Below are 23,917 nucleotides of genomic sequence, written 5' to 3' on the forward strand. Positions count from 1 at the left end.
AAAAATAAATACTATAATTTTAGGTCTTATTTGTTATTTATTACGTATGGTGAAAATTCCTAAACTGATCCGGTGGTTATTGTGGACTGGCTTGATTTTCCTTGTGTTATTTACGCTCATGCGGTTGGGGTTGTTCATTTTATCTGACCAACAAAGTTATGGATTGAGCACTTTGGGCGGTACTTTTTTCCTGGGTCTTCGCTACGATTTACGAATGATCTCTATAGTGCTGATACCCATGTTGATTCTGGGCAGCATTCCGGCCCTGCACCCTTTTAGCAGTACGCGCGGCAAAAAGGTCTGGATGGCCATCTTGGGTGTGGTTACCCTGTTTGTGCTGTTTTTCTTTTCCGTTGACTTTGCCCATTACGCTTACCTGGAGCAGCGGCTGAATGCCAGCGTGCTGAATTACCTGCAGGATGCCCGTATTTCCATGAACATGGTATGGCAATCGTACCCCATTATACGCATGGTGCTGGGCGTATTGCTGGTGGCGGTTTTATTGATATGGATATTACATCGCAGTCACCGGATGGTAAGCAAACAGCCGTTTACCGGAACAAGTCGTAGCCGGATAATTTCCTTCATTGTATTCTTTTTGGCCGGCGGGTTTTTCATTTTTGGCCGGTTTAATCAATACCCGTTGCGCTGGAGCGATGCTTTTGCACAGGGAAGCGACTATAAAGCGTACCTGGCGTTGAACCCGTTTGAAAGTTTTTTCAATACGCTCAAATTCAGGCACAGCACCTATGATGAAAAGAAGGTAAAGGAACTGGCCCCGGTCATCGGAAGCTATTTCAACTTTACGCCTTCTGACAATCCCTTACTATTTACCCGAACAGGGGCTCCACACACCGGCGCTATTACTTCAAAACCCAATATTGTACTGGTCATTTGCGAATCGTTCAGTGCTTACAAAAGCTCTATGTTTGGCAACCCGCTGAAGACCACGCCATTTTTCGACAGTCTGTGCCGGCAGGGGATCTTCTTTGACCGTTGTTTTACCCCCACCTACGGAACCGCCCGGGGCGTGTGGGCAACCATCACCGGCATACCCGATGTAGAAATGCCCAAGACGGCCAGCCGTAACCCGGCTGCTGTAGACCAGCATACGATCATTAATGATTTTACCGGTTACGAAAAGTTCTATTTCCTTGGTGGCAGCACCAGTTGGGCGAATATTCGCGGGGTGCTTACCAATAATATAAACGGATTGCACCTATACGAGCAGGAAGATTTTAAGGCGCCGAAGATCGATGTATGGGGCATCAGTGATAAAAACCTGTTCCTGGAATCGAACAAGATCCTTGCCCAACAGCAAAAGCCATTTTTTGCCATTATTCAAACGGCTGACAACCACCGGCCTTATACCATACCGGAAGAAGACCTTTCAGCATTTAAAAAGGTAGAAGCGCCGGCGGATTCTTTACGCAAATATGGGTTTGAATCATTGGCCGAAATGAATGCCTTCCGGTATACCGATTTTGGCTACCAGCAATTTATAGAGGCCGCACGGAAAGAAAAGTATTTCAACAACACCATTTTTGTATTTATCGGCGATCATGGCATACCTGGTAACGCCGATGCCTTGTTCCCGCATTCGTGGACGGCCCAGCGGTTGACCAGCATGCATGTGCCGTTGTTATTTTATGCACCTGGTTTGTTGGCGCCACAGCGCGTGCATACCATCAGTTCACAAACCGATGTGTTGCCTACCATTGCCGGCTTATGTGATATTAAATACACCAATAGCACCCTCGGCAAAGATCTGCTTGATTCAACCACCAAAGGGTTTGCTTTCATTTTTGACCCGGATTATAGTATGACCGGCGTGGTGAAAGGAGATTATTTATACCGCAAGCAGTTGGGAGCAAAGAAAGAGGAACTGGTATCGATCGTAAATAATGATGCCGTTCCTAACGATGCCGCACATGCTGCCATTGCGCATGAAATGCAGGTATTGACCGATGCGCTGTATGAAACGGCGAGGTTTATGTTACTTAATAATAAGAAGAAGTAATTTGAAAATTAATTAATTTGAAAATTTGAAAATGGCGAAAAGTTTGGGTGCTTTTTAATGAACGACCCTTATTTTCAAATTGGCACATTTTCAAATTTTCAAATTGTCTTCTCTGCAATCATTATCATCCGGGGTGATTTTTTAGTATCGTAAGGGTTAAGTGAGTAATCCCCATACACTTCCTTTAGCTGCAGGTGATAATAGGCAAACATGTCATTGAAATCGCCCAGGGAGAACTTGGCTACTTTCTCTGTGTATTCCAGTGGCGCGTTCAGCGCATCGTCTTCCACTTCTATCTTTTTATAAAAATGGGTTTCATCGAACCATTTGGTAAGGTAGAAGGTAACGTCATCGATCACCTTTTCCTGCTTGTGAACCAGGTGGTCTTCGGCATAATGCACGTTCAGGTAATCAATGACCAGGGTGCCGTTAGGCTTCAGCGCGTTGGCAATGGTGCGAATGGCGTTGTAGTGTTCGCGTTCTGTTCTGAAATAGCCAAAGCTGGTAAAGAAGTTGAAGGCATAATCGAAATAATTTATCCAGAAGGGCAGCCGCATATCATGCTCAAAAAAATGCAGGTTACTATTTTCCAGCTTTTGGGCCATGGCTATGCTTGCTGGGGCCAGGTCAATACCCGTTACATCAAACCCATTAGAAGCCAGCAACTTTGCATGCCGGCCCCGGCCGCAAGCTACGTCAATGAACTTTGCGGGTGAAGGGGGTTTCAGCTTGTTGAGCAACCTGTTTATAAAAGCAGATGCTTCCTTTTCGTCGTGTTCAAAATATAATTTATGGTAATAAGGGGAGTTGAACCACTCCTTAAACCAGTTGCTGCTGCTGAACATGAATGGCTGAAATTTCAACAAAAGTAGGAAGTAAGACATTTAAAAATTTCGGGATTTCGGGATTTTACGATTTTGAGATTTATCTGGAAAGTTTGAAATTGGAGCAAAACCTTACATCCCGAAACCTGCCTGCTGTTTAGGCGGCATGCTGTCGCGTAGCGAACAAGGCCGGCTGGCCGGTCCCTAAATCTCTAAATCTCTAAATCAGCAATTCATATTATTATTCTGTTTTCCACATCCTGAAACTCATATTTAAATTGTCTTTAATTTTCACTTATCTTCACCCCTCTGATTCCCGATCCTTTAAAATACCCGAAACTGGTAGCCCCTGCTAACGGCCAAACACTTATTTTTGCAATTATTATAGTTAAACCCTGTTATTGTGGCATTGATTAAAAGTATATCAGGAATTCGTGGAACGATCGGAGGTAAAACCGGAGAAAATCTCACTCCCCTTGATGTGGTAAAATTTTCCGCCGCCTTTGGTAGTTGGTTGCTTGAGAAAAATTCAGGCAATAAAATTGTTATCGGCCGGGATGGTCGCATCAGCGGAGCTATGGTGCAGCAATTGGTAGTTAATACGCTAACAGGGCTGGGCATAGACGTGGTTGACATTGGGCTTTCCACTACCCCAACCGTTGAAATGGCGGTGGTGTGGGAAAAAGCTGCGGGGGGTATTATTATTACCGCCAGCCACAACCCCAAAGAATGGAATGCATTAAAACTGTTGAATGAACACGGCGAATTCATCAGTGGTGAAGATGGCGCCCTGGTGTTGGAAAAAGCCCGGAAAGAAGATTTTAATTTTGTTACTGTAGATAAGTTGGGAACTTATTCAGTTAATGACACTTACTTACAAAAGCATATTGATACCGTTGTAAACTATCCGCTGGTAGATGTGGAAGGCATTCGCCAGAAGCAATACAAAGTGGTGGTTGATGTGGTGAATTCAACCGGTGCATTGGCCATTCCACCATTGCTTACCGCATTGGGCATTGAAGAAGTGATCGTACTGAACGAAGAGATCACCGGTAAGTTTGCGCACAATCCCGAGCCATTACCTGAAAATTTGACCGCTTTAAGTGCGGCTGTACGCAAGCATAAAGCCGACCTGGGCATTGCGGTTGACCCGGATGTAGATCGCCTGTGTTTTGTTTGTGAAGATGGCAGCATGTTCGGCGAAGAATATACGCTGGTGGCGGTAGCTGATTACGTACTGAGCAAAAAAGTAGGTAATACGGTAAGTAATATGAGTAGCACCAAAGCCCTGAAAGAGGTTACCCTTAAACATGGCGGCGAGTATTATCCTTCTGCTGTGGGCGAGGTGAATGTGGTTGATAAAATGAAACTGGTAAATGCTGTGATCGGTGGTGAAGGCAACGGCGGTATTATTGTTCCCGATCTGCATTACGGCCGTGATGCGCTTATTGGTATTGGTTTATTCCTGAGCTCGCTCGCTACACATAAAAATGGTATCCGTTCATTCAGAACACGCTATCCTGATTATTTTATCTCAAAAAATAAAATAGAGCTGCAGAACGGTATCGACGTAAAAGAGATCTTCGAGAAGATAAAAACAAAGTATAAGAACCAACCGGTAAATACGGAGGATGGTTTGAAGATCGAGTTCGATAGTGACTGGGTTCACTTACGTACTTCCAATACAGAACCCATCATTCGCATCTATGCTGAAAGCAGTTTTGAAACAACGGCCAATAATATTGCCCTGCGTTTGATGCATGACATTAAGGAATTCATGTAAACGCCCTGAGCGTAGTCGAAGGGGGGATGCAAGCACGCTGAGCGTCCTGAGCGGAGTCGAAGGATCGAAGCGTGCAAATAGTGAAAAAGTCGAGTATTTTACTGGTGTAATAGCCGGTATATATAATGCAAAAAACAGCGCCTTCTTTTGAATAAAATCAGATGAATACCGCAAATTTTTAAACATTTAGCTACTTATCCGTGTTTTTGATGCTATGTATGTAATTCAATGACATGTAAATTTCTTTTCAAATATTTTTTTCAATTTTGCTCCGCTTTTAGCGGAGTTTTTTATTTAGGCCTCTCCCTAACCCAGGCCCCCTCCAACTCCCCCGGTGGGGGAGCGAAAAGCAGTGAGGGGGGAACTTAAAATATTTTTCATGTCAAACCAGCCTGATCGTATTTATTTTGATAATGCAGCAACCACGGCGCTCGACCCCCATGTGCTGGAGGCGATGATGCCTTATTTTACCGATAAGTTTGGTAATCCTTCTTCTATTTACTCTTATGGAAGGGAAAGCCGGCTGGCCATTGAGAATGCCCGTAAAACCGTAGCAAAAATTTTGAATGCGCACCCCGCAGAGATCTTTTTCACTTCGGGTGGTACAGAAAGTTCCAATACCGCCATCAGCGCGGCTATACGCGACCTGGGTTGCAGGCATATTATTACTTCGCCCATCGAGCACCATGCAACCTCTCATACGGTAGACCATTTATATCACCATGGCGAAGCGGCGTTGAGTTTTGTAAAGCTGCTGCCGAATGGCCATATTGATATGGAAGACCTGGAGCATTTGCTGGCCAATAGCCACGAAAAAACGCTGGTTACCCTCATGCATGCCAATAACGAAATTGGTAATATGCTCGATATACATGCCGTAGGTAACCTGTGCAAGATGTATGGCGCTATTTTTCATAGCGACACCGTGCAAACCGTAGGGCATTTCCCCTTCGACCTGCGTAATACGCCTGTGCATTTTATCACCGGCGCCGGTCACAAGTTCCACGGGCCAAAAGGCGTGGGCATGTTATATATTAATGAAAACGTAAAGATAAAACCATACATCCACGGCGGATCGCAGGAACGCAATATGCGGGCCGGTACCGAAAACCTGTATGGAATTGTAGGGTTTGCGAAAGCGCTTGAACTGGCTACTGAACAGTATGAAACACAAAGCAGCTATATCAGGGAGTTGAAAATATATATGATGGAACAGGTAAAAAAGCAGGTTCGCCATGTTTCCTTCAATGGCGATCCGCTCGGTTGCAGCCTGTACACCGTGCTGAGTGTTTCGTTCCCTAAAACCGAGAAATCGGAAATGATCCTTTTTAACCTGGATATGAATAATATTTGCGCCAGCGGCGGCAGCGCCTGCACCAGCGGGGCCGACCAGGGGTCGCATGTTATTCGCGCCATCAATAATAACCCCAACCAGGTAACGGTTCGTTTTTCATTCAGTAAGCATAATACCAAAGAAGAAATTGATTTTGTGGTGGAGAAGCTGAAAGAGATGATATAAGAAAGAAGTTTGTTATTGCTCACAAATAAGAATGGGCGGGTCACTTTAAGGTGGCTCGCTTTTTTTTGGTTTGATGGCTTAATGGTTCGATGGTTAGATTGTTTGATGGCTAGGAAGTTTTAAATTCCGGAAGTAATTTTAGATTGCAGACCTCATAACAATCAAACCATCAAGCAATCAAACAATGAGCATTATAATCGGCATAGATATAGGCACATCGGGTACAAAGGCCATTGCTTTTACCAGCGAGGGGGCAGTTATTGCGAATACGTATGTGTCGTATAACCCGGTCAACAACCCGCCGGGCTATCATGAACTGGACCCTGAAGTGTTGTTCAATGCCGTTATTACCACCATTGAAAGAACAGCGCAACAGGCAACCAGGTTAGCACGTACTATAACCGGCATTAGTTTCAGCACCGCCATGCATAGTTTGATAGCGGTTGACAAAAGCGGCCGGCCGCTTACCCATGTAATTACCTGGGCCGATGCACGCAGCGCTGCTTATGCCGATGCCTTAAAACAATCGCCGGTTGGCAGCGACATTTATCGTCATACGGGCACGCCGGTGCACCCTATGTCGCCCCTGTGTAAGCTCATGTGGTTGCGCGATCAGCAGCCTGAAATATTCGCCGCTGCGCACAAATTCATTTCCATAAAGGAGTTTATATTTTACCGTTTTTTTAATCAATACCTGGTCGATCATTCTATAGCTTCCGCTACCGGGTTGTTTGATATTGATAAAAAAACCTGGTATGCTCCCGCGCTGGCAGCAGCGGGCATTACCAGCGATCATTTATCGCAGCCTGTTCCTGCCACGCACGTAGTAACAGGGCTTAATACAACGTATGCCAAACTGTTAGGTATTACCGGCGATATGCCTTTTGTTATTGGCGCCAGTGACGGCTGTTTGGCCAACCTGGGTAGCAACGCCACGCAGCCCGGCGACCTCTCCGTTACCATTGGCACCAGCGGTGCGGTACGCATGATAGCCACCAGGCCGGCTTACGATTTACAGGAACGAATATTCAATTACATTCTCACCGATGAACTATATGTTTCAGGCGGCGCCATAAACAATGGCGTGGTGTTATTGAAATGGTACGCAGAACATTTTTTACAAAAGCCGTTTACAAGCGCCGGTGATCTCACGTGGTTTGTAGAACAGGCTGCCCAGGCGCCGGCCGGCGCCGATGGATTGCTCTTTCTGCCTTATTTATTAGGCGAGCGCGCCCCGGTTTGGGATGCTGCCGCAAAAGGCGTTTTTTTCGGGGTACATGCCGGGCATACCCAAGCGCATTTTATGCGCGCCATTATTGAAGGTATCAATTATGCGTTGTACCAGGTGGCCGCTTCGGTGCAGGAAGCAGTAGGGCAGTGGCAGCATATTTATGCCAGTGGTGGTTTTATCAACTCGCCCTTATGGCTGCAATGGTTAACCGATGTATTTGGAAAGGAAATAAAAGTAATTAACAGTGAAGATGCTTCGGCGGTGGGGGCCGCTTTATTAGGTGGGCAGGCGCTGGGCTTGTTTACAGACCACAAATCGACTGATTTTTTCCACATTCAACAACAGTATACGCCCGATGCCGCCCTGCATACCCTTTACCAGCGCTACTACAATATTTATGCTGGTTTATATAGTAAGTTAAAAGATGATTTTCAAACGTTAAGAAGGCTAAGCGCTGAACGCTGAACGGGGGACGCAAAACGCGGAACGCCAATTCCCGAATTTCCGGTTTTTGTAAATCATTCGAACAGAGGAGGGAGCGTTAAGCGTTCAGCGTTAACCCTTGTGCCTTCAGCGTTAAGCATTTAGTGTCTTTAACAATTCCTTTAATTTATACAGCACAACTGGCACTATTTTTTGATCTACCATTAGTGAAAGGTTGCACAACTCTGCCTTTCAACGCTGTGGTTAAGTTTAAAACAAGTCATCCGCCAGCGGATGATCAAAGCGGGGCTGACCAAAGGTTGGCCCCGCTCTTTTATTGATGGCTGGATGGTTTAATGTATGGATGGCAAAGTTGCGGATGTTCAGACTGTACTTGAATATTCGTAAAGGGTCAAAACAAACCTAAATGAAAATACCCAGGGAAATATGTCGGCCTCACTTATATAAACTTGCAACCGTTAAGCCCAAATCATAAGCTGTTAATGGGAATATTTGTAAATTGTCGGGAGACCATCCCTTAATTGACCAGTATGAACGAACTAACTGCAGTAAAAAAGCGGGTACAATCTATTGATATCCTGCGCGGCATTGTAATGATCATTATGGCCCTTGATCACGTACGTGATTACTTTCATAATGGCGCTTTTCAGGCCGACCCGCTCGACCCGGCTACTACCACGCCCATATTATATTTTACCCGTTGGATCACGCATTTTTGCGCGCCCACATTTGTATTCCTGGCCGGCACTTCCGCCTATTTGATCGGATTAAGAAAACCAAAAGCTGACCTGAGCAGCTTTTTAATGAAGCGGGGCCTGTGGCTCATATTTATAGAAGCCGTTGTAATTACACTGGCATGGACCTTTAACCCCCTGTATAATGCCATTATTTTTCAGGTTATATGGGCAATAGGTATTAGCATGGTATTGCTGGGATTAGCGGTGCGGTTGCCCTATGGGGTTATTTTCACCATAGGTGCGCTGATTGTGCTGGGGCATAATCTGCTCGACTATCCCGAAGCAGCCCGTAATCAGAATGTACCATTTATTTGGGACCTGTTGCATAATGGCCGGTTCGATACATACACGTTTGCCCCCAACCGGGTGTTAATTATAGCTTATGCTTTTTTACCCTGGACGGGTATTATGTTCATGGGGTATTGCGCCGGAAAATTATTCGCGCCTACTGTAGATTCAATCAAACGGCAAAAAACACTGTTTATAATTGGCACCGGTTTAATTGTATTGTTTGTGGTGTTGCGATTGTTGAATGAATATGGCAATCCATTTCCCTGGACAGAACAAAAAAGCGGCCTGGCTACTTTGGGAGCGTTCATGAATATACAGAAGTACCCGCCATCATTGATGTACGCCTGCATTACCCTGGGACCGGCGCTCATTGTGCTGGCCCTGCTGGAAAATGTACAGAACCGGTTTACGGAGTTTGCAAAGATCTTTGGCCGCGTGCCTTTCTTCTATTATGTGCTCCATATTTACCTCATACACCTGTTGACCGTCATCGCTTTTTTTATAGAAGGTTATGGCACGAAGGATATTGTTGGCCAAACGCCCTTCTTATTCCGCCCGGTGCAATTTGGTTACGATCTCTGGGCGGTGTATCTCATCTGGATAGTGGTGATCCTGGCTTTGTATCCGCTGTGTAAATGGTATAATAAATATAAAGCCACGCACACGCAGTGGTGGTTGAGTTATTTGTAAATAGCGAGTAGTAAGTAGCTAGTAGCTAGTGGGGCTTCAATTTTGAAGTTCACTACTGATCCATAGCCTCGCGAGCCTTTCTGTATTTGCCTACTCGCCACTTGCCATTCATTACTAGCTTTTACTTTATCAACCCCTTGATCTCATTCAACTTCATTAAAGCCTCCACCGGTGTTAACCGGTTGATGTCTATATCCTGTAGCATCTTACGAATGTCATCAAAGGTTTCACTATGGGCATCGAAAATAGAGAGCTGTACTTTTTGGGTGGCAATTTGTTTAACCTGTTCGGTCAGTTTATTTTGTGCGTTGCCCGCAGATGGGTCTTCGTGCTTTTTTTCGAGCAGCTTTAATATTTCATTGGCCCTATCGATGAGGGCAGGCGGCATGCCGGCCATTTTAGCCACATGAATACCAAAACTGTGCGTACTGCCGCCGGGCGCCAGTTTGCGCAGGAAGATGATCTTATTGCCTACTTCTTTATTGGTGATGTGATAGTTCTTTATGCGGGCCAGTTTGTTCTCCAATTCATTCAACTCGTGGTAATGGGTGGCGAACAGGGTTTTGGGTGCGTACGGCGACTGATGCAGGTACTCTGCAATGCTCCACGCTATGGAAATACCATCATAGGTTGAAGTGCCGCGACCAATTTCATCCAACAGGATCAAACTGCGCGAAGAAATATTATTGATGATGCTGGCCGTTTCATTCATCTCTACCATGAAGGTAGATTCGCCGCCGCTCAAATTATCGGAAGCGCCTACCCGCGTAAATATTTTATCGGTGAGCGGAATGCGGGCTGCCGTAGCCGGCACAAAACTTCCCATATGCGCCATCAGCGTAATCAACGCGGTTTGACGTAATATGGCACTTTTACCGCTCATGTTCGGTCCGGTAAGGATAATCACCTGCTGCGTGGCCGGCTCCAAAAAAACATCATTGGCGATATACGGTTCGCCCACCGGCAAATTACGCTCTATTACGGGGTGACGGCTTTCTTTCAGGTCAAGCACCCCTTCCTCGTGCAGCTCAGGTTTTTTATAATTAAAGTGCAGGGCATTGTGCGCAAAACACAACAGGCAATCCAGGATGGCTAATACATTGCCATTAACCTGCATGGGCGCAATGTAATCCTGCAATTCGAGCAATAACTTTTCATAGATGTCCAGTTCTATGGCCTGTATTTTATCTTCCGCGCCGGTTATCTTTTCTTCATATTCCTTTAGCTCTGCCGTGATGTACCTTTCTGCATTGGCCAGCGTTTGCTTGCGCATCCATTCAGCCGGCACTTTGCTCTTATGCGAATTGGTTACTTCGAGGTAATAACCGAATACATTGTTGAAGCCGATCTTTAAAGAAGAAATGCCCGTTTTTTCCGCTTCCTTTTGTTGCAGTTGCACCAGGTATTCCTTACCACCGCTGGCAATGTGCCGCAGTTCATCCAGTTCGGCGTGAATGCCGCTTTGAATGGCGCCGCCCTTGTTCACTGCGGCCGGCGGGTTATCAATAATTTCTTTGGTGATCTTTTCTTCAATGTACCGGCAACCATTCAGCGAATCTGCCAGGCGCTTCAAGTATTCGTTGGCTGCATTGCTGCATATTTGTTTAACTTCTTCAATATGCCGTAAACCTCTTGCAATTTGCAATACTTCCCGCGGGTTGATCTTCTTTAACGGGATCTTGCTCACCAGGCGTTCAATATCACCGCATTGCTTAATATGCTGTATCAGTTTCGAACGCAGGTCAACATCCTTGATAAAAAATTCAACCAGTTCCAATCGCTCATTGATGCGGTTGAGATCTTTTAAGGGCAGTAAGATCCAGCGTTTCAGCAAACGGGCGCCCATAGGCGATACCGTGTTGTCGAGCACCTTGTGCAAATTGTTACCATCGCCATTACCCGTACTGATCAACTCCAGGTTGCGAATGGTAAAACGGTCCATCCACAGGTAATCGTCGCGATCAATGCGCTGGATAGACGTAATATGTTGCAGGTTGGGATGTTCGGTATCTTTCAGGTAATGCAGTACCGCGCCGGCGGCCACAATGCCGTGGTGCAGCGCTTCTACCCCAAACCCTTTTAAGGAATGCGTATTGAAATGTTTCAGCAGGCTTTCGGTAGCATATGCTTCATCGAAGATCCAGCTTTCCATCGTGTACGTATAGAAGCGGGAACCGAATACTTCTTTGAAATGCTTTTGAAAGCTGCGCTGAAAGATCACTTCAGCGGGCTTCAGCGTTTGCAGTAATTTATCGATGTATTCCGAATTGCCTTCGGCCACAAAGAACTCACCGGTAGAAATATCAAGAAAGGCAATGCCGGCATAGTCTTCAGTGAAATGAATACCCGCCAGAAAGTTATTGCTGTTATGCTCCAGCATTTTATCGTTGGTAGCCACCCCGGGTGTTACCAGTTCCGTTACCCCGCGTTTCACAATACCTTTCGCAGCTTTGGGATCTTCGAGCTGGTCGCAGATGGCTACGCGATAGCCGGCCCGCACCAGTTTGTGCAGGTAGGTATCGAGCGCATGGTGGGGAAACCCCGCCAGTTCGCTGCTGAAAGCTGCGCCATTATTCCGTTTGGTAAGGGTAATGCCCAACACCTGCGAAGCAATGACGGCGTCCTCGCCAAAAGTTTCGTAAAAATCACCTACTCTGAACAACAATACCGCATCGGGATATCTTTGTTTGATGGCCCGGTGCTGCTGCATTAAAGGAGTTTCTGTAGTGGCTTTCGACATGGTGGGCAAATATAAAAGGTTTGACAGGGGATAAAAAAAGCAGGGTTGGGGATGTGGAGAAATTGGGGAAGAAAAGAAGGATTGCTGATTTTGGGATTTAGCGATTTTGAGATTTGCTCCTGGTTAAATTTTCCGATAGATCGCCACATCCCGAGATCTCAAAATCCCGAAATCTCTAAATTTCTTACTTTACCTTTGCCCGATGCGCAAACTGAGCATGGATGAGCTGAACCGCAAATCGGTTCATGAATTTAAGGAAGCCGAAAAAATGCCCGTTGTAGTGGTGCTGGATAATATCCGCAGCATGCATAACGTGGGTAGTGTATTTCGTACAGCGGATGCTTTTTTGTTACGCGGCATTTACCTGTGCGGGTATACACCGCAACCGCCGCACCGGGATATTCACAAGACTGCGCTGGGCGCTACTGAAACGGTGGAGTGGAAATATGCAGAGACCACCGTGGAAGCCGTACAACGGCTGAAAGCGGATGGCTACAAAATATACGCTGTAGAACAGGTACGAAACAGCATTCCGTTACATCAGTTTGATATGAACCAAAATTCGGCAGTAGCTGTTGTATTTGGCAATGAAGTAAGCGGGGTAGAAGAGGAGGTGATAAAGCTGTGTGATGGCTGCATTGAAATTCCACAACTGGGTATGAAACATTCCCTGAACATTTCTGTAGCGGCGGGCATCGTGTTGTGGGAACTGGTAAGAAATAAAATATCGAATAATGAATAACGAATATCGAATGTTGAAGTGTATTTCCCTTCGGCATTCAACATTGGATACCTGCCTGCCGGCAGGCAGGTTCAATATTCAACATTCTTCAGGATCCTCTTCGACATTCAACATTGGAAATTCAATATTCAATATTTATAAATGACAACCGTAAAGAAATACCTGAGCCTGATCAAATTCTCACACACCATTTTTGCGATGCCCTTTGCATTGATCGGGTTTGTAATAGCCCTGATGCGCGCGGGCGAAAAGGTGGAGCCTTATACCGTGCAACCCATGCCCAATGTGGTAATTAATGAAAGTATTTATTTACATCTGTATTCAACCAAGGACCTGCTTATAAAGTTAGCGTTAGTGATCGCCTGTATGATCTTCGCGCGCAGCGCCGCCATGGCTTTCAACCGCTACCTCGATCGCAGTTTTGATGCGCAAAACCCAAGAACCGCCATCCGGGAAATTCCTGCCGGAATTTTAAAGGCAAACAATGTATTGTGGTTCACCATTATCTGCAGTGTGTTGTTTGTAGTGTGCACCTGGTTCATCAACCGCATTTGTTTCTTTTTATCGCCGGTAGCGTTATTTGTGATCTTGTTTTACAGCTATACAAAACGGTTCACACCCCTGTGTCATCTTGTGCTTGGACTGGGGTTATCTCTGGCGCCTATCGGAGCCTACCTGGCGGTGACCGGTGCGTTTGCCTTGCTGCCTATTCTGTTCTCCCTCACCGTTATTTTTTGGGTGAGCGGGTTCGATATCATTTATGCATTGCAGGATGAAGAGTTCGACAAATCGAAACAATTATATTCCATTCCCGCCTGGCTGGGAAAAGCAAAAGGGTTGCGCGTGTCGGAATTGTTGCACGTGTTAAGTGCTGTGTGTGTAATTGCAGCCGGCCTGCTGGGGCATTTTCATTGGTGGTATTGGATAGGCGTAGGCATATTTGTAAGCATGTTGTTGTACCAGCATTCCATTGTAAAACCAACCGATCTGCGCCGGGTGAACCTGGCCTTTATGACGGCCAATGGTATTGCGAGTGTTGTTTTTGCGGTGTTTGTGATTACTGATTTGCTGATTGGATAAAGAAAGGCAAGGCATAAAGGCAACGAGGCAAAAGGCATAAAGGCAACGAGGCATAAAGGCAACGAGGCATAAAGGCATAAAGGCAACGAGGCTGAAGATAGTAGCGAATTTAAAAAACCACAAACCACAAACCACAAACCACAAACCACAAACCACAAACCACAAACCACAAACCACAAACCACAAACCACAAACCACAAACCACAAACCACAAACCACAAACTGACTCCTAAAACCTCTGTACTTACAAAAAAACGAATGGCACGTATATTATCAATAGACTATGGTTTAAAACGAACCGGATTGGCCGTTACCGATCCCCTGCAGATCATTGCAACGGGATTAACAACGGTAGAAACGCCCAAGCTGATCCCTTTTTTGAAAGAATATTTCGCGAAGGAACCCGTGGAACTGATCATTATGGGCGAACCGAAAAACTGGGATGAATCTGATACGCATGCCACACCGCTGGTAAAGAAGGCGGTGGAGAAACTGAAAAAAGAATTTCCCGCTATGCCCATTAAGATGGTCGATGAACGCTACACATCCAAACTGGCATCGCAGGCTATGATTGAAATGGGACTGAAAAAAAAGCAGCGTCAGAACAAGGCCCTGGTCGACGAAATTGCCGCTACTATTATGCTGCAGGAATATTTACGTATTAATAGTTGATTATCAACAAGAAGTAGGCGGGTTGATAGAGGAATGGCAAAGTTACCGGTTACCGGGGCCCGGTTGCCAGGACTTTTATTTCAGATAGCTGATTATACTTCGCTTTCCCGGAAACCGGTAACCAGTTACAGCTTTTACCCACTCGCATTTTTCAAGTAACTTTGCAAACTCAATACAAAACAACAGTTAAATAATGATATTACCGATCGTAGCATATGGCGCTGAAATTTTGAGGAGTAAGGGTAAGGAAATCACCCCCGATTATCCCAATCTGAATAAACTGATCGAAGATATGTGGGAAACCATGTATGCCAGCAATGGCGTAGGTTTGGCAGCCCCCCAGATCAATAAAGATATTCGCTTGTTTGTAATGGACAGCAAGCAGGTTTTTGAAAACCAGGACGATGATGAAAAAGGAAAATACCCAGATGAGCCCGGAATTAAACAAGTATTCATCAATGCCCAGGTAACAGCCCTTAACGGCCAGGAGTGGGCGTATAATGAAGGCTGTTTAAGCATTCCCAGGATCAGGGAAGATGTAATGCGCAATGAAACTGTTACCATTTCTTATGTAGACGAGCATTTTACTTCATATGAAAAAACATTCAATGGTATCACTGCCCGAATCATTCTGCATGAATATGACCACATAGAAGGAAAATTATTTATTGATTACCTGAAGCCTTTAAAGCGGAAATTATTACGCGGTAAGCTCGATGATATTTCCAAAGGCAAAGTGCGGGCTGATTATAAAATGATTTTCCCTAAATAGTGTTATGATATTACCAGGCTGCTGGCGCGTAATTGTTTTGCTTATTATTTCTTGTAACCTCTATGCGCAGGATTCCCTGGTAACTGTTCAAAACAAAACAGTTACCCTTAAAGAAGTGGTTGTAAGGAACAACCTTAATGTGGCTGCTTTTATTGAACGGATCAGGAACGACACTACTTTCTACAAAGCATTCCGCAATCTGAAAGTGCTCGGTTATACGTCGCTGAACGACATCAGGATGTATGATAAGAAAGAAAAAATAACGGCTTCTTTGTACAGTCGCACCCGGCAACACGTCAACAACGGTTGCCGCTATACCCAGGTGCTGGAAGAAAATACCAGCGGCGACATTTACGACAAACATCACCAGTTCAACTATTTTACGTCCCGCCTTTATGCGGGATTGTTTTTTGCCGCCGATACCATTTGCGGCGAAACCAATATTGTTAAGGATGCCGCTTTCAGCACGCAGGGCAAAAGCGGGTTGGCTAAACACAAGGAACAACTGAAGATGTTGTTTTTTAATCCGGGTAAGAAAATTCCCGGCATTCCCTTCATTGGCAATAAGGTCGCTTTGTTCGATGATGAAGTGGCCGTGCGTTACGATTTCACTATTGATATGGAGGCCTTTAAAGGCGAAATGTGTTATGTGTTCACCTGCAAACCGCGGGCAGACCTTACGGAGAATGAGAAAGACAAGATCGTAGTGAACGATATGACCACCTGGTTCCGCATAGATACCTGGGAAATTGTTGCGCGCAACTACGACCTCAGCTATAATGCCGGCGTGTACGATTTTAACGTACACATGGAGGTGGAGTTAACCAAATTCGGCAACTACCTCGTTCCAAAAGTATTGCGGTACAATGGTAATTGGGATGTAGTGATGAAGAAGCGGGAACGGTGTGTGTTTACTGCTACTTTGTTTGATTTTACTAATATGTAGCTATGGGTTTCATAGGTTAAAGGCTACAAGCTACAAGCAAATACATATTGCAATTCCCGTCCAACTCTTTTGCTTCTTTCCTGCCTGCAGCTTGCGGCTTGAAGCTTGCAGCTATTCCATTAGCACTTTTCTATGTAGGAAGTTCTAACAAACAAACCAGCATACCTAACTTACCCAATGCTCCTGGTTTTTACATACCCTCTCCACTTCTCAAACAACTGCTGCATATCCTCGGGCATTTCGCTGTTAAACACTACTTCTTTCCGCGAGCGGGGATGAATAAAGCCGATGGTCTTGGCGTGCAGGGCATGTCGTGGACAAATGGAAAAACAATTATCTACAAACTGTTTGTATTTGCTGAAAACGGTTCCTTTTACAATTCTGTCACCGCCATATAATTCATCATTGAACAACGGGTGACCAATATGCTTCATATGCACGCGGATCTGGTGGGTGCGGCCGGTTTCCAGTTCGCATTGAACGATGGTCACGTAACCGAGGCGCTCCAGCACTTTGTAATGAGTAGTTGCATCTTTACCATACTCGCCATCGGGGTAGGCGTCGAATATTTTGCGAAAGCGCTGGTGGCGGCCGATGTGCGCTTTGATGGTACCGGTATCTTCGGCTACATCGCCCCAAACCATGGCAACGTACTGGCGGTGAATGGTATGATCGAAGAATTCTTTGGCCAGGCAGGTTACTGCTTTCTCTGTTTTGGCCAGCACCATTAAACCGCTGGTGTTTTTATCAATACGATGCACCAGCCCAAAGCGGGGCAGGTTATCGGCCGAAATATTGCTGTTCTGCTGCTGTAAATGCCAGGCTACGCCATTGATGAGCGTACCACGGGGGTTACCACTTGCAGGATGTACTACCAACCCAACCGGTTTATTAACGATCAAAATGTCATCGTCTTCAAATACCACGTTCAGCGGCATTTTTTCGGGGATAATTTCTTCCCCATGCATCTCCTTATCGGAGTATACAATGATCTCTTCACCCGGCTTTATTTTGTGATTGGCCTGAACGGTTTTACCATTTACGGTAACGCGGCCGCTTTCGATAGATTGCTGCACTTTGTTTCGGCTCGCACCCTCAATGCGGGCTACCAGAAATTTGTCGAGCCGCATAGGCTCCTGGCCTTTGTCAACCACCAAACTTAATCGCTCGTATAGTTCCTCCGCACCTTCTACATTTTCTTCCTGATCGTTAAAAGTGTTGGCATCCTGTATAGTCATGGGGTATCACTGTTTGCACAAAGGTAAGCATCCATGAGGGGAGTTGTATAAAGTAGTACATTTGTTATTAAATGAAAACCAATATAAAACAGGGGGTCTTTTTTCGCGATTTAGGCCAGATCGAGTACCGCAACGCCTGGGATCTGCAGGAAAAGCTGTTGCAGGAGAATGTTTCGGTTAAAATGGAACTGAGGAAGCGGATGGCCGCTTTGGAGAATCAAGGCGCAGGTAATGGGCAATTGGCAATAGACAATATACAATATGCAATTGAAAATGAGGGAATTGAACCGTCTACAAACCATTATTTGTTATTTGTAGAGCATCCGCCTGTTTATACATTGGGAAAAAGCGGCGCCATAGAAAATGTGCTCATCAGCGAGGAAGAAAGGGCAGCCAAAGGAATTAGTTTTTATAATACCAATCGCGGCGGCGATATTACTTTTCATGGCAGGGAGCAATTGGTGGGTTATCCCATTCTTGACCTGGAAAAATTCTATACAGATATCGGCAAATACCTGCGTAACCTGGAAGAAGTGATCATTGCCACGATGGCCGATTATGGGTTGAAAGGGGAGCGGTCGCCCGGCGAAACCGGGGTTTGGCTTGACGCTGCTATTCAGGGAAAAGAACGGAAGATCTGCGCCATGGGCATTCGCTGCAGCCGGTGGATCACCATGCATGGGTTTGCCTTCAATGTAAATACCGATCTTACTTACTTCGATCATATCATTCCCTGCGGTATTCAGAACAAGCAGGTAACTTCAATGGAGAAAGAGCTGGGACGTAAGTTAGAGATGAAGGAAGTTAAAGAGAGAGTGAAATTTCATTTTGAAAAAGTCTTTGATGTAGAGTTGATTTAATGTCGAATAACGAACCTGCCTGCCGGCAGGCAGGTGTCCAATGTAGAACGTCGAAGTGAAATGCAAATTATGAATAGTAGAGCTGTATTTACTTCGACATTCGGTGTTCTTCGGTTCAATATTCGATATTCACCAGGGGCTTACAGCTAGTCTCTCGGCACAAAAAACTTATGCTTCTCTTTCAGCTTGCCGTCTTCATACAACTCAAACTTATACCAGCCCGAGCGTAAAAAGTTCACCTTATCTATCAGCAGCGGTGATTCCTTTACTTCGGTGATGTCAAACAGCGGAACGCTTCTTTCGTCAAAGATTTTGATGGAATAATGGTGCAGGCCGGTATTGGGCAGGTTAATAGAAATATTCCCATCCTTTTCGGTATACACGTATTTGGAAGGTTTGAATATCTCCTTAGGAACAAATGGTTTTAACAGAATGGTATCTCCGCCGGCAAAAGCGATGGTGTCTTTTGTTTTGGTAACAACCGAATCGCGGAACTTTTTCAGCTCTTTAGCGTTGATGGTGGCCACCAGTGTATCGCGTTTTTTTACAAAGAAGAATTTTTCCGGTTCGGGCGCTTTTACTACGGTAGAAGCTGTTTGAAGTTTTTCTTTTATTTCTTCAGCCTGCCGGGGTGTAACGCTTTCTGTAATGATCACCCGCGGTGCATTTTCAGCAGACGGTTGTTGTTTATTCACTACTACGCGAACAGTATCCCAAAAAGGTCGTTTTGATTTACTGAATACAAATTTACCATTGTCAAGCACGATAAACAGGCGGTAAAATTGTTTGGCATCCGGTGCTTTGCCATCAACAATACCATTCTGCGGGGCCCTGGGATCGGCAACAGATAAAATAGTAGCAAAACCTCTTGTGCTGTCTTTTGAGCGTTGTACGCTTATTTGTGTTATAACGGGGTAGTTGTTGGTCCAGCTAATGATAACTTTCTGGTTCCCCTTGGTAACGACGGTAAAATCAGGCAGAATTTCCTGCGCTCTGCTGGTAAAAAATAAGGTACATGTTAGTATGAGTAATGCTGCCAGTTTGCGCATGCGCCGTATTGAATTAGTCGGTAAAGGATTTGGCGTCGCAAATATAATAGTTTTGCGATAGCGGTTTTATATTACAACTTACAGGAATGTTAATGTTCCTGCGGGTAAGGACCGGTTGCCTTGTAAACCGCCGCTATGTACTACTAAAATGCGACTGTTTCGTTGAAAATAACCCATTTGAACGAGTTGCAGTATCCCGAAAAACAGTTTGCCGGTATACACGAAATCGGTGGGCAGATCATGTTGTAGATAAATTGTATTCATAAAACGAATCAACTCATCTGTTTTTCGGGCATAACCGCCAAAATGATAATCATAGAAAAGGGTATAATCTTTTAGGTTGGCTGCGTAGGGCTTAACAAAGGTGCACAGGCTATTATTTTCGCCGGAAGGCAGTTTAAGGCTGCAAATTCCAATTACCTGCTGATACGGTAACGCGGCGTGCACTAAACCTGCAAGCATGGTGCCGGTCCCCGCAGCGCAGGAAATATGTGAATAACTTTCTATTTGTGTGAGTTGCAGGATCTCCGCAGCACCCAGCACACCCAGGTGGCTTTGTCCGCCCTGCGGAACAATAAAATATTCAGGGTATTTCTCCTGTAAGAAAACCGTGGCACGGTTAACCCCAATAGCCGCTTCATTGCTATATGCTGCCCGTGAAACAAATTGAAGCTGCATGTTGTACTGCTGTACTTCCTGTAAGGTATCAGACAGCCTCGCCGGTTGTTCACCTCTTATAATACCAATGCTGGCCAGGCCGGCCTGATGGCAGGCCAGGGCGGTAGCTACCAGGTGATTACTCCAGGCGCCGCCAAAGGTGAGAATGCCTTTTTTGTTTTGCAGTTGCGCTTCCCGGATATGATATTTTAGCTTGAACCACTTGTTGCCCGAGATAACGGGATGAATGAGATCGAGCCGCAACACATCCAAACTAACGTTCTTTTGTTGTAAGAGATCGCTGGTAAGTGGCTGCACCACTGCTTTTGTTAAGTCGACCGGTTGATTTTTTACTTTGTTCATCAAGACCAATATGACCACATATTTTTATATTTTCGTGGCTCAATTTTTAAAAATACAATAATGGAACCAACTCTTTTGATTTTGGCAGCAGGCATGGCTTCCCGCTATGGTAGTATGAAGCAAATTCAGTCATTCGGCCCCGGTGGTGAAACGATCATGGACTATTCAATATATGATGCCATACGCGCTGGATTTAAAAAAGTGGTATTTATTATCCGTAAAGAGTTTGCTGACGATTTTAAAGCCATAGTAGAACCCTCGTTAAAAGGAAAAGTGGAGATCGATTATGTATACCAGGACCTGAAATCTTTTACCGAAGGGTTCCCTGTTCCGGCAGACCGTACCAAACCATGGGGTACTGCGCATGCTGTACTGTGTGCTAAAAATAATATCAATGAACCATTTGCGGTGATCAATGCCGATGATTTCTATGGTCGCGATGCATTTGAGAAAGCCTATAAATTCCTTACCAAAGATGTGAATGACAATACCTATTCAATCATTGGTTATGAGTTATTGAAAACCTTGAGCGACAATGGAACGGTGAACCGGGGTGTTTGTGTAGCCAATGGTAATGGCAACCTGGTTTCTATTGCCGAGCGCATTAATATTGCCAAAATAGATGGAAAGATCCTCACCGACGACAATCAGCAACCAAAAGAATTACCCATCGATTCACAGGTGTCGATGAATTTCTGGTGTTTCTCACCTTCTATTTTCTCTTATTCAGAGAAATTATTCAATGAGTTTTTGAAAGATAATATCACCAATATAAAATCTGAGTTCTTCATTCCTATCGTGGCCGACAAATTCATCAATGAAGGAAAAGGCACCATTAAAGTGATCCCTACTTCAGCACAATGGTTTGGCGTAACGTATAAGGAAGATGCGCCGGAAGTTAAAGCAAACCTGGAGCAACTGGTTAAAGCGGGTGAGTATCCGGCTAAGTTGTGGAAATAAGGAAGGCAGGCTGTCAGCGGTAAGCCATACGCCATAAGCTGTAAGCCATCGCGCAATCAATAAATAGAAGTCCCACCAATAAAAAAGCCCCGGCGGTAATACCATCGGGGCTTTAGTTTATATGTTTTCTGCTTGCAGCTTGCGGCTTGAAGCTTGCAGCTCTTAATAAACTTTTACCATAAACACACCTTCCTCAATTTTCTTGATCTGCTGTACCCGCTCCATACCTTTGATGGAAGAGTTAAGCGTTAAGCGGATATTCTGATAGGTAGAATCTTTTTTAACTTCTTCAAGGCTGCGGAAGATATTTTTTGCGGTGATGGCAAATACTACCCCTTCAGCGGTTTTCTGACGGGCAGTGATAATGCCGATCACTTCACCGTTTTTGTTGAATACGGGGCCGCCCGAGTTACCCGGATTTGCCGATACACCTATCTGGAACGACAGGGTATCGCCATTATAACCGGTTTTGGCGCTCATGTATCCTTCGTTGTAAACAATTTCTTCGCGGGGGTAACCCATGGTGAACAATTGTTCGCCCAGGTCGGTTCCACTTTTACGGATGCCATAGGGCAGGGGGCCGATGCTTCTGAAATCAGCATCTTCAATTTTTATAAAAGCCAGGTCGGTTTCGGGATTGCTGTAAATGATACGTGATCTGAATTCCTGTCCTCTGCTGTTTTGAACAACAACGGTAGAGGAACCGGTTACCACATGCGCATTGGTAACAATAATGCCCTTGCCATCGACCAGGAAACCGGTACCGCCAAATTTAACAGGCGTATTTTCGGGGCCCTTGGTAATACGGGCCTGCACTTTATTATAAACTTCGTTGGTTTTTTTAGCGATCTCCTGTTTGTATTCTCCTCTTAATCTTTGCAGGTCTGAAGCGGTTTTCTTTTGAGAGTAGTAAGTGGCCATACCGGCTATAAGGAGGGTAGTGATACCGGCGATAGAGGCGGCAACTGCCATTACCCGTTTGTATTTCCTGAAAATCTGGATGACGGTAGCCTTTGGTGCTTCTTCGGTAATATCGCCCGATTTCAGCAATTGATTATGTACGTCGTTCAGGGAGGATTTAAAGTTCTTCCATTCACTAAACTGGTCTATCTGGTGTAAAAACATGGTGTGTTCTACTACTTTTTCATCCACCTCAGGATTACTTTTTCGCAGCTGCTCAAATGAAGCCATTTCTTCGGGAGTCATTTCACCGCGGAGAAACCGTTCAATAGCATCTAATAATTGTAAATCTTGCATCACACGTTGTTGTTTTTAAATTCGGCAAAGAAAAGTTTCCGAAGCCTCATCAGACATTTGTATTTCTGATTTTTGGCGTTATCAGCGTTTGTATATCCAAAATGGCCGGCAATGTCTGTCATACTTCTTTTCTGCAGATAAAAGGCCTCTATCAAACTTCTGCAGGGTTCACCCAAATGCAATAAAGCCTTTTCCATCATCTGGAACTCTGAATTGCGTTGGCTGTGGCCTTCCACTTCTTCATCTACCGGAACCGTGTCCTCCAACCCGTTTACGGCCGGAAGGAATTTTTGCTGTTGTTGCAGTTTTTTAAGCCACAATCGCCGGCTAACCGAGTAAACATAGGTTTTAAGCTGACAGTTTAACTCGAAGGAGCCTGATTTCGCTTTTTCATACAACACAATTACAGTTTCCTGGAAAATGTCCCGTGCGTCGTCCGTAGACCCGTTGTTGTTGATTATCAACGTTTGAACCATATTATAAAATAATTTATAAATGGTTTCAACGGATTTCCGGTCGTTTAGTGCCAGTCCTTTTAACAATGCTTTTTCGTCGGTAGAATCTGTTTTCACGCTTTGAACCATTAATTAATACTCAATTTAAGTAGAAGTAACCCAACCAGTGGCAAAATTCAACCTAACCCATGAAATTGATCGCCAAAAAGGGCTGAAAATGCCCTGGTTAGGGCAAGGTTGAACTTTTTTTCAAAAAAAATAAAAAATTTTAAGGTGACCGGGGTTACCTTTTTCCAATTTCTGTATTAAACTTCAAATTCATTTGTTAACAAACAAAAAAACGGTACAATGAAAAAACTGTTGTTAGTTTTAGCTATTGGTTCTTTCGTAGCTTGTAATGATGGCGGAAGCGCCGATGCAGATAAAACTGCTGCTGATACAGCTGCTGCTGCTACAGTAGATACTCCTGCTCCTGCTCCTACTGTTGATACAACAGCTGCTGCTGCTGATACAACAAAAAAAGCAGACACTACTATTAAGAAATAAGTTTTTTTCATATGGCAAGCAATCGTTAGAGGCCCGTCCGC

Annotated in this window: 20 protein-coding genes; 13 read left to right on the forward strand and 7 right to left on the reverse strand. The window is 44.9% G+C overall.

From position 1 onward, the window contains the following. Positions 1-46 precede the first annotated feature (46 nt). Positions 47-2,020 (forward strand): LTA synthase family protein, encoded by a 1,974-nt coding sequence (locus tag FAM09_RS08965; RefSeq protein ID WP_136576763.1) that lies wholly within the window; start codon positions 47-49, stop codon positions 2,018-2,020. 98 nt (positions 2,021-2,118) lie between these two features. On the opposite strand, the gene FAM09_RS08970 is transcribed toward FAM09_RS08965, so the two are convergent. Beyond that, a complete protein-coding gene (locus FAM09_RS08970) occupies positions 2,119-2,904 on the reverse strand; it encodes a class I SAM-dependent methyltransferase (protein ID WP_243751633.1) in 786 nt (261 codons plus the stop codon). A gap of 343 nt (positions 2,905-3,247) precedes the next feature. On the opposite strand from FAM09_RS08970, the gene glmM reads away from it, so the two are divergent. The 4 genes from glmM to FAM09_RS08990 all read left to right on the forward strand — a co-directional run bounded on the left by glmM (position 3,248) and on the right by FAM09_RS08990 (position 9,539). Further along, a complete protein-coding gene (glmM, locus tag FAM09_RS08975) occupies positions 3,248-4,627 on the forward strand; it encodes a phosphoglucosamine mutase (protein WP_136576765.1) in 1,380 nt (459 codons plus the stop codon). A gap of 379 nt (positions 4,628-5,006) precedes the next feature. Continuing rightward, entirely contained in the window at positions 5,007-6,146 is a 1,140-nt protein-coding gene (locus FAM09_RS08980) for a cysteine desulfurase family protein (protein WP_136576766.1), read from the forward strand. Between the two features lie 184 nt (positions 6,147-6,330). Beyond that, complete coding sequence (locus FAM09_RS08985) at positions 6,331-7,842, forward strand: gluconokinase (protein ID WP_136576767.1); 1,512 nt, start codon at positions 6,331-6,333, stop codon at positions 7,840-7,842. A gap of 509 nt (positions 7,843-8,351) precedes the next feature. Beyond that, positions 8,352-9,539, forward strand: coding sequence for a DUF1624 domain-containing protein (locus tag FAM09_RS08990; protein ID WP_136576768.1), 1,188 nt, complete (start codon positions 8,352-8,354; stop codon positions 9,537-9,539). A gap of 121 nt (positions 9,540-9,660) precedes the next feature. Here FAM09_RS08990 and mutS read toward each other — a convergent pair whose 3' ends face one another. Next, complete coding sequence (gene mutS, locus FAM09_RS08995; protein ID WP_136577257.1) at positions 9,661-12,279, reverse strand: DNA mismatch repair protein MutS; 2,619 nt, start codon at positions 12,277-12,279, stop codon at positions 9,661-9,663. Between the two features lie 202 nt (positions 12,280-12,481). Here mutS and FAM09_RS09000 point away from each other — a divergent pair, with 202 nt between their 5' ends. From FAM09_RS09000 to FAM09_RS09020, 5 genes are all read left to right on the forward strand, one after another. Continuing rightward, a complete protein-coding gene (locus FAM09_RS09000) occupies positions 12,482-13,021 on the forward strand; it encodes an RNA methyltransferase (protein WP_166437074.1) in 540 nt (179 codons plus the stop codon). 141 nt (positions 13,022-13,162) lie between these two features. After that, positions 13,163-14,101 (forward strand): UbiA-like polyprenyltransferase, encoded by a 939-nt coding sequence (locus tag FAM09_RS09005; protein ID WP_136576769.1) that lies wholly within the window; start codon positions 13,163-13,165, stop codon positions 14,099-14,101. 258 nt (positions 14,102-14,359) lie between these two features. Further along, positions 14,360-14,773: a Holliday junction resolvase RuvX gene (gene ruvX / locus FAM09_RS09010; protein ID WP_136576770.1), complete on the forward strand. Its 414-nt coding sequence runs from the start codon at positions 14,360-14,362 to the stop codon at positions 14,771-14,773. A 193-nt stretch (positions 14,774-14,966) separates the two neighbouring features. Continuing rightward, positions 14,967-15,545 carry a peptide deformylase gene (gene def / locus FAM09_RS09015; protein ID WP_136576771.1) on the forward strand — a complete coding sequence of 193 codons (579 nt, stop codon included), beginning with the start codon at positions 14,967-14,969 and terminating at the stop codon, positions 15,543-15,545. Positions 15,546-15,549: 4 nt separating this feature from the next. Beyond that, positions 15,550-16,491: a hypothetical protein gene (locus FAM09_RS09020; protein ID WP_243751634.1), complete on the forward strand. Its 942-nt coding sequence runs from the start codon at positions 15,550-15,552 to the stop codon at positions 16,489-16,491. Positions 16,492-16,661: 170 nt separating this feature from the next. Here the strand turns inward: FAM09_RS09020 and FAM09_RS09025 are convergent, their stop codons facing one another. Beyond that, on the reverse strand, positions 16,662-17,729 hold the full coding sequence (locus FAM09_RS09025) for an RluA family pseudouridine synthase (RefSeq protein WP_136576772.1): 1,068 nt from the start codon (positions 17,727-17,729) through the stop codon (positions 16,662-16,664). A gap of 71 nt (positions 17,730-17,800) precedes the next feature. Here FAM09_RS09025 and lipB point away from each other — a divergent pair, with 71 nt between their 5' ends. Beyond that, positions 17,801-18,589 carry a lipoyl(octanoyl) transferase LipB gene (gene lipB / locus FAM09_RS09030; RefSeq protein WP_136576773.1) on the forward strand — a complete coding sequence of 263 codons (789 nt, stop codon included), beginning with the start codon at positions 17,801-17,803 and terminating at the stop codon, positions 18,587-18,589. A gap of 146 nt (positions 18,590-18,735) precedes the next feature. On the opposite strand, the gene FAM09_RS09035 is transcribed toward lipB, so the two are convergent. Both FAM09_RS09035 and FAM09_RS09040 read right to left on the reverse strand, forming a co-directional pair. Next, entirely contained in the window at positions 18,736-19,638 is a 903-nt protein-coding gene (locus FAM09_RS09035; protein ID WP_136576774.1) for a hypothetical protein, read from the reverse strand. Between the two features lie 78 nt (positions 19,639-19,716). After that, entirely contained in the window at positions 19,717-20,658 is a 942-nt protein-coding gene (locus FAM09_RS09040) for a 1-aminocyclopropane-1-carboxylate deaminase/D-cysteine desulfhydrase (RefSeq protein WP_136576775.1), read from the reverse strand. A 60-nt stretch (positions 20,659-20,718) separates the two neighbouring features. Here FAM09_RS09040 and FAM09_RS09045 point away from each other — a divergent pair, with 60 nt between their 5' ends. Then, a complete protein-coding gene (locus FAM09_RS09045; protein ID WP_136576776.1) occupies positions 20,719-21,618 on the forward strand; it encodes a nucleotidyltransferase family protein in 900 nt (299 codons plus the stop codon). A gap of 162 nt (positions 21,619-21,780) precedes the next feature. Here FAM09_RS09045 and FAM09_RS09050 read toward each other — a convergent pair whose 3' ends face one another. Further along, positions 21,781-22,875 carry a S1C family serine protease gene (locus FAM09_RS09050; RefSeq protein ID WP_136577260.1) on the reverse strand — a complete coding sequence of 365 codons (1,095 nt, stop codon included), beginning with the start codon at positions 22,873-22,875 and terminating at the stop codon, positions 21,781-21,783. After that, complete coding sequence (locus tag FAM09_RS09055) at positions 22,875-23,447, reverse strand: RNA polymerase sigma factor (protein WP_136576777.1); 573 nt, start codon at positions 23,445-23,447, stop codon at positions 22,875-22,877. The genes FAM09_RS09050 and FAM09_RS09055 overlap by 1 nt, the downstream gene beginning before the upstream one ends. Positions 23,448-23,678: 231 nt before the next feature. On the opposite strand from FAM09_RS09055, the gene FAM09_RS09060 reads away from it, so the two are divergent. Beyond that, a complete protein-coding gene (locus FAM09_RS09060) occupies positions 23,679-23,876 on the forward strand; it encodes a hypothetical protein (protein ID WP_136576778.1) in 198 nt (65 codons plus the stop codon). Positions 23,877-23,917: the final 41 nt, after the last annotated feature.

The sequence above is a fragment of the Niastella caeni genome (genome assembly GCF_004834005.1).
GTDB classification, from domain to species: Bacteria; Bacteroidota; Bacteroidia; order Chitinophagales; family Chitinophagaceae; genus Niastella; species Niastella caeni.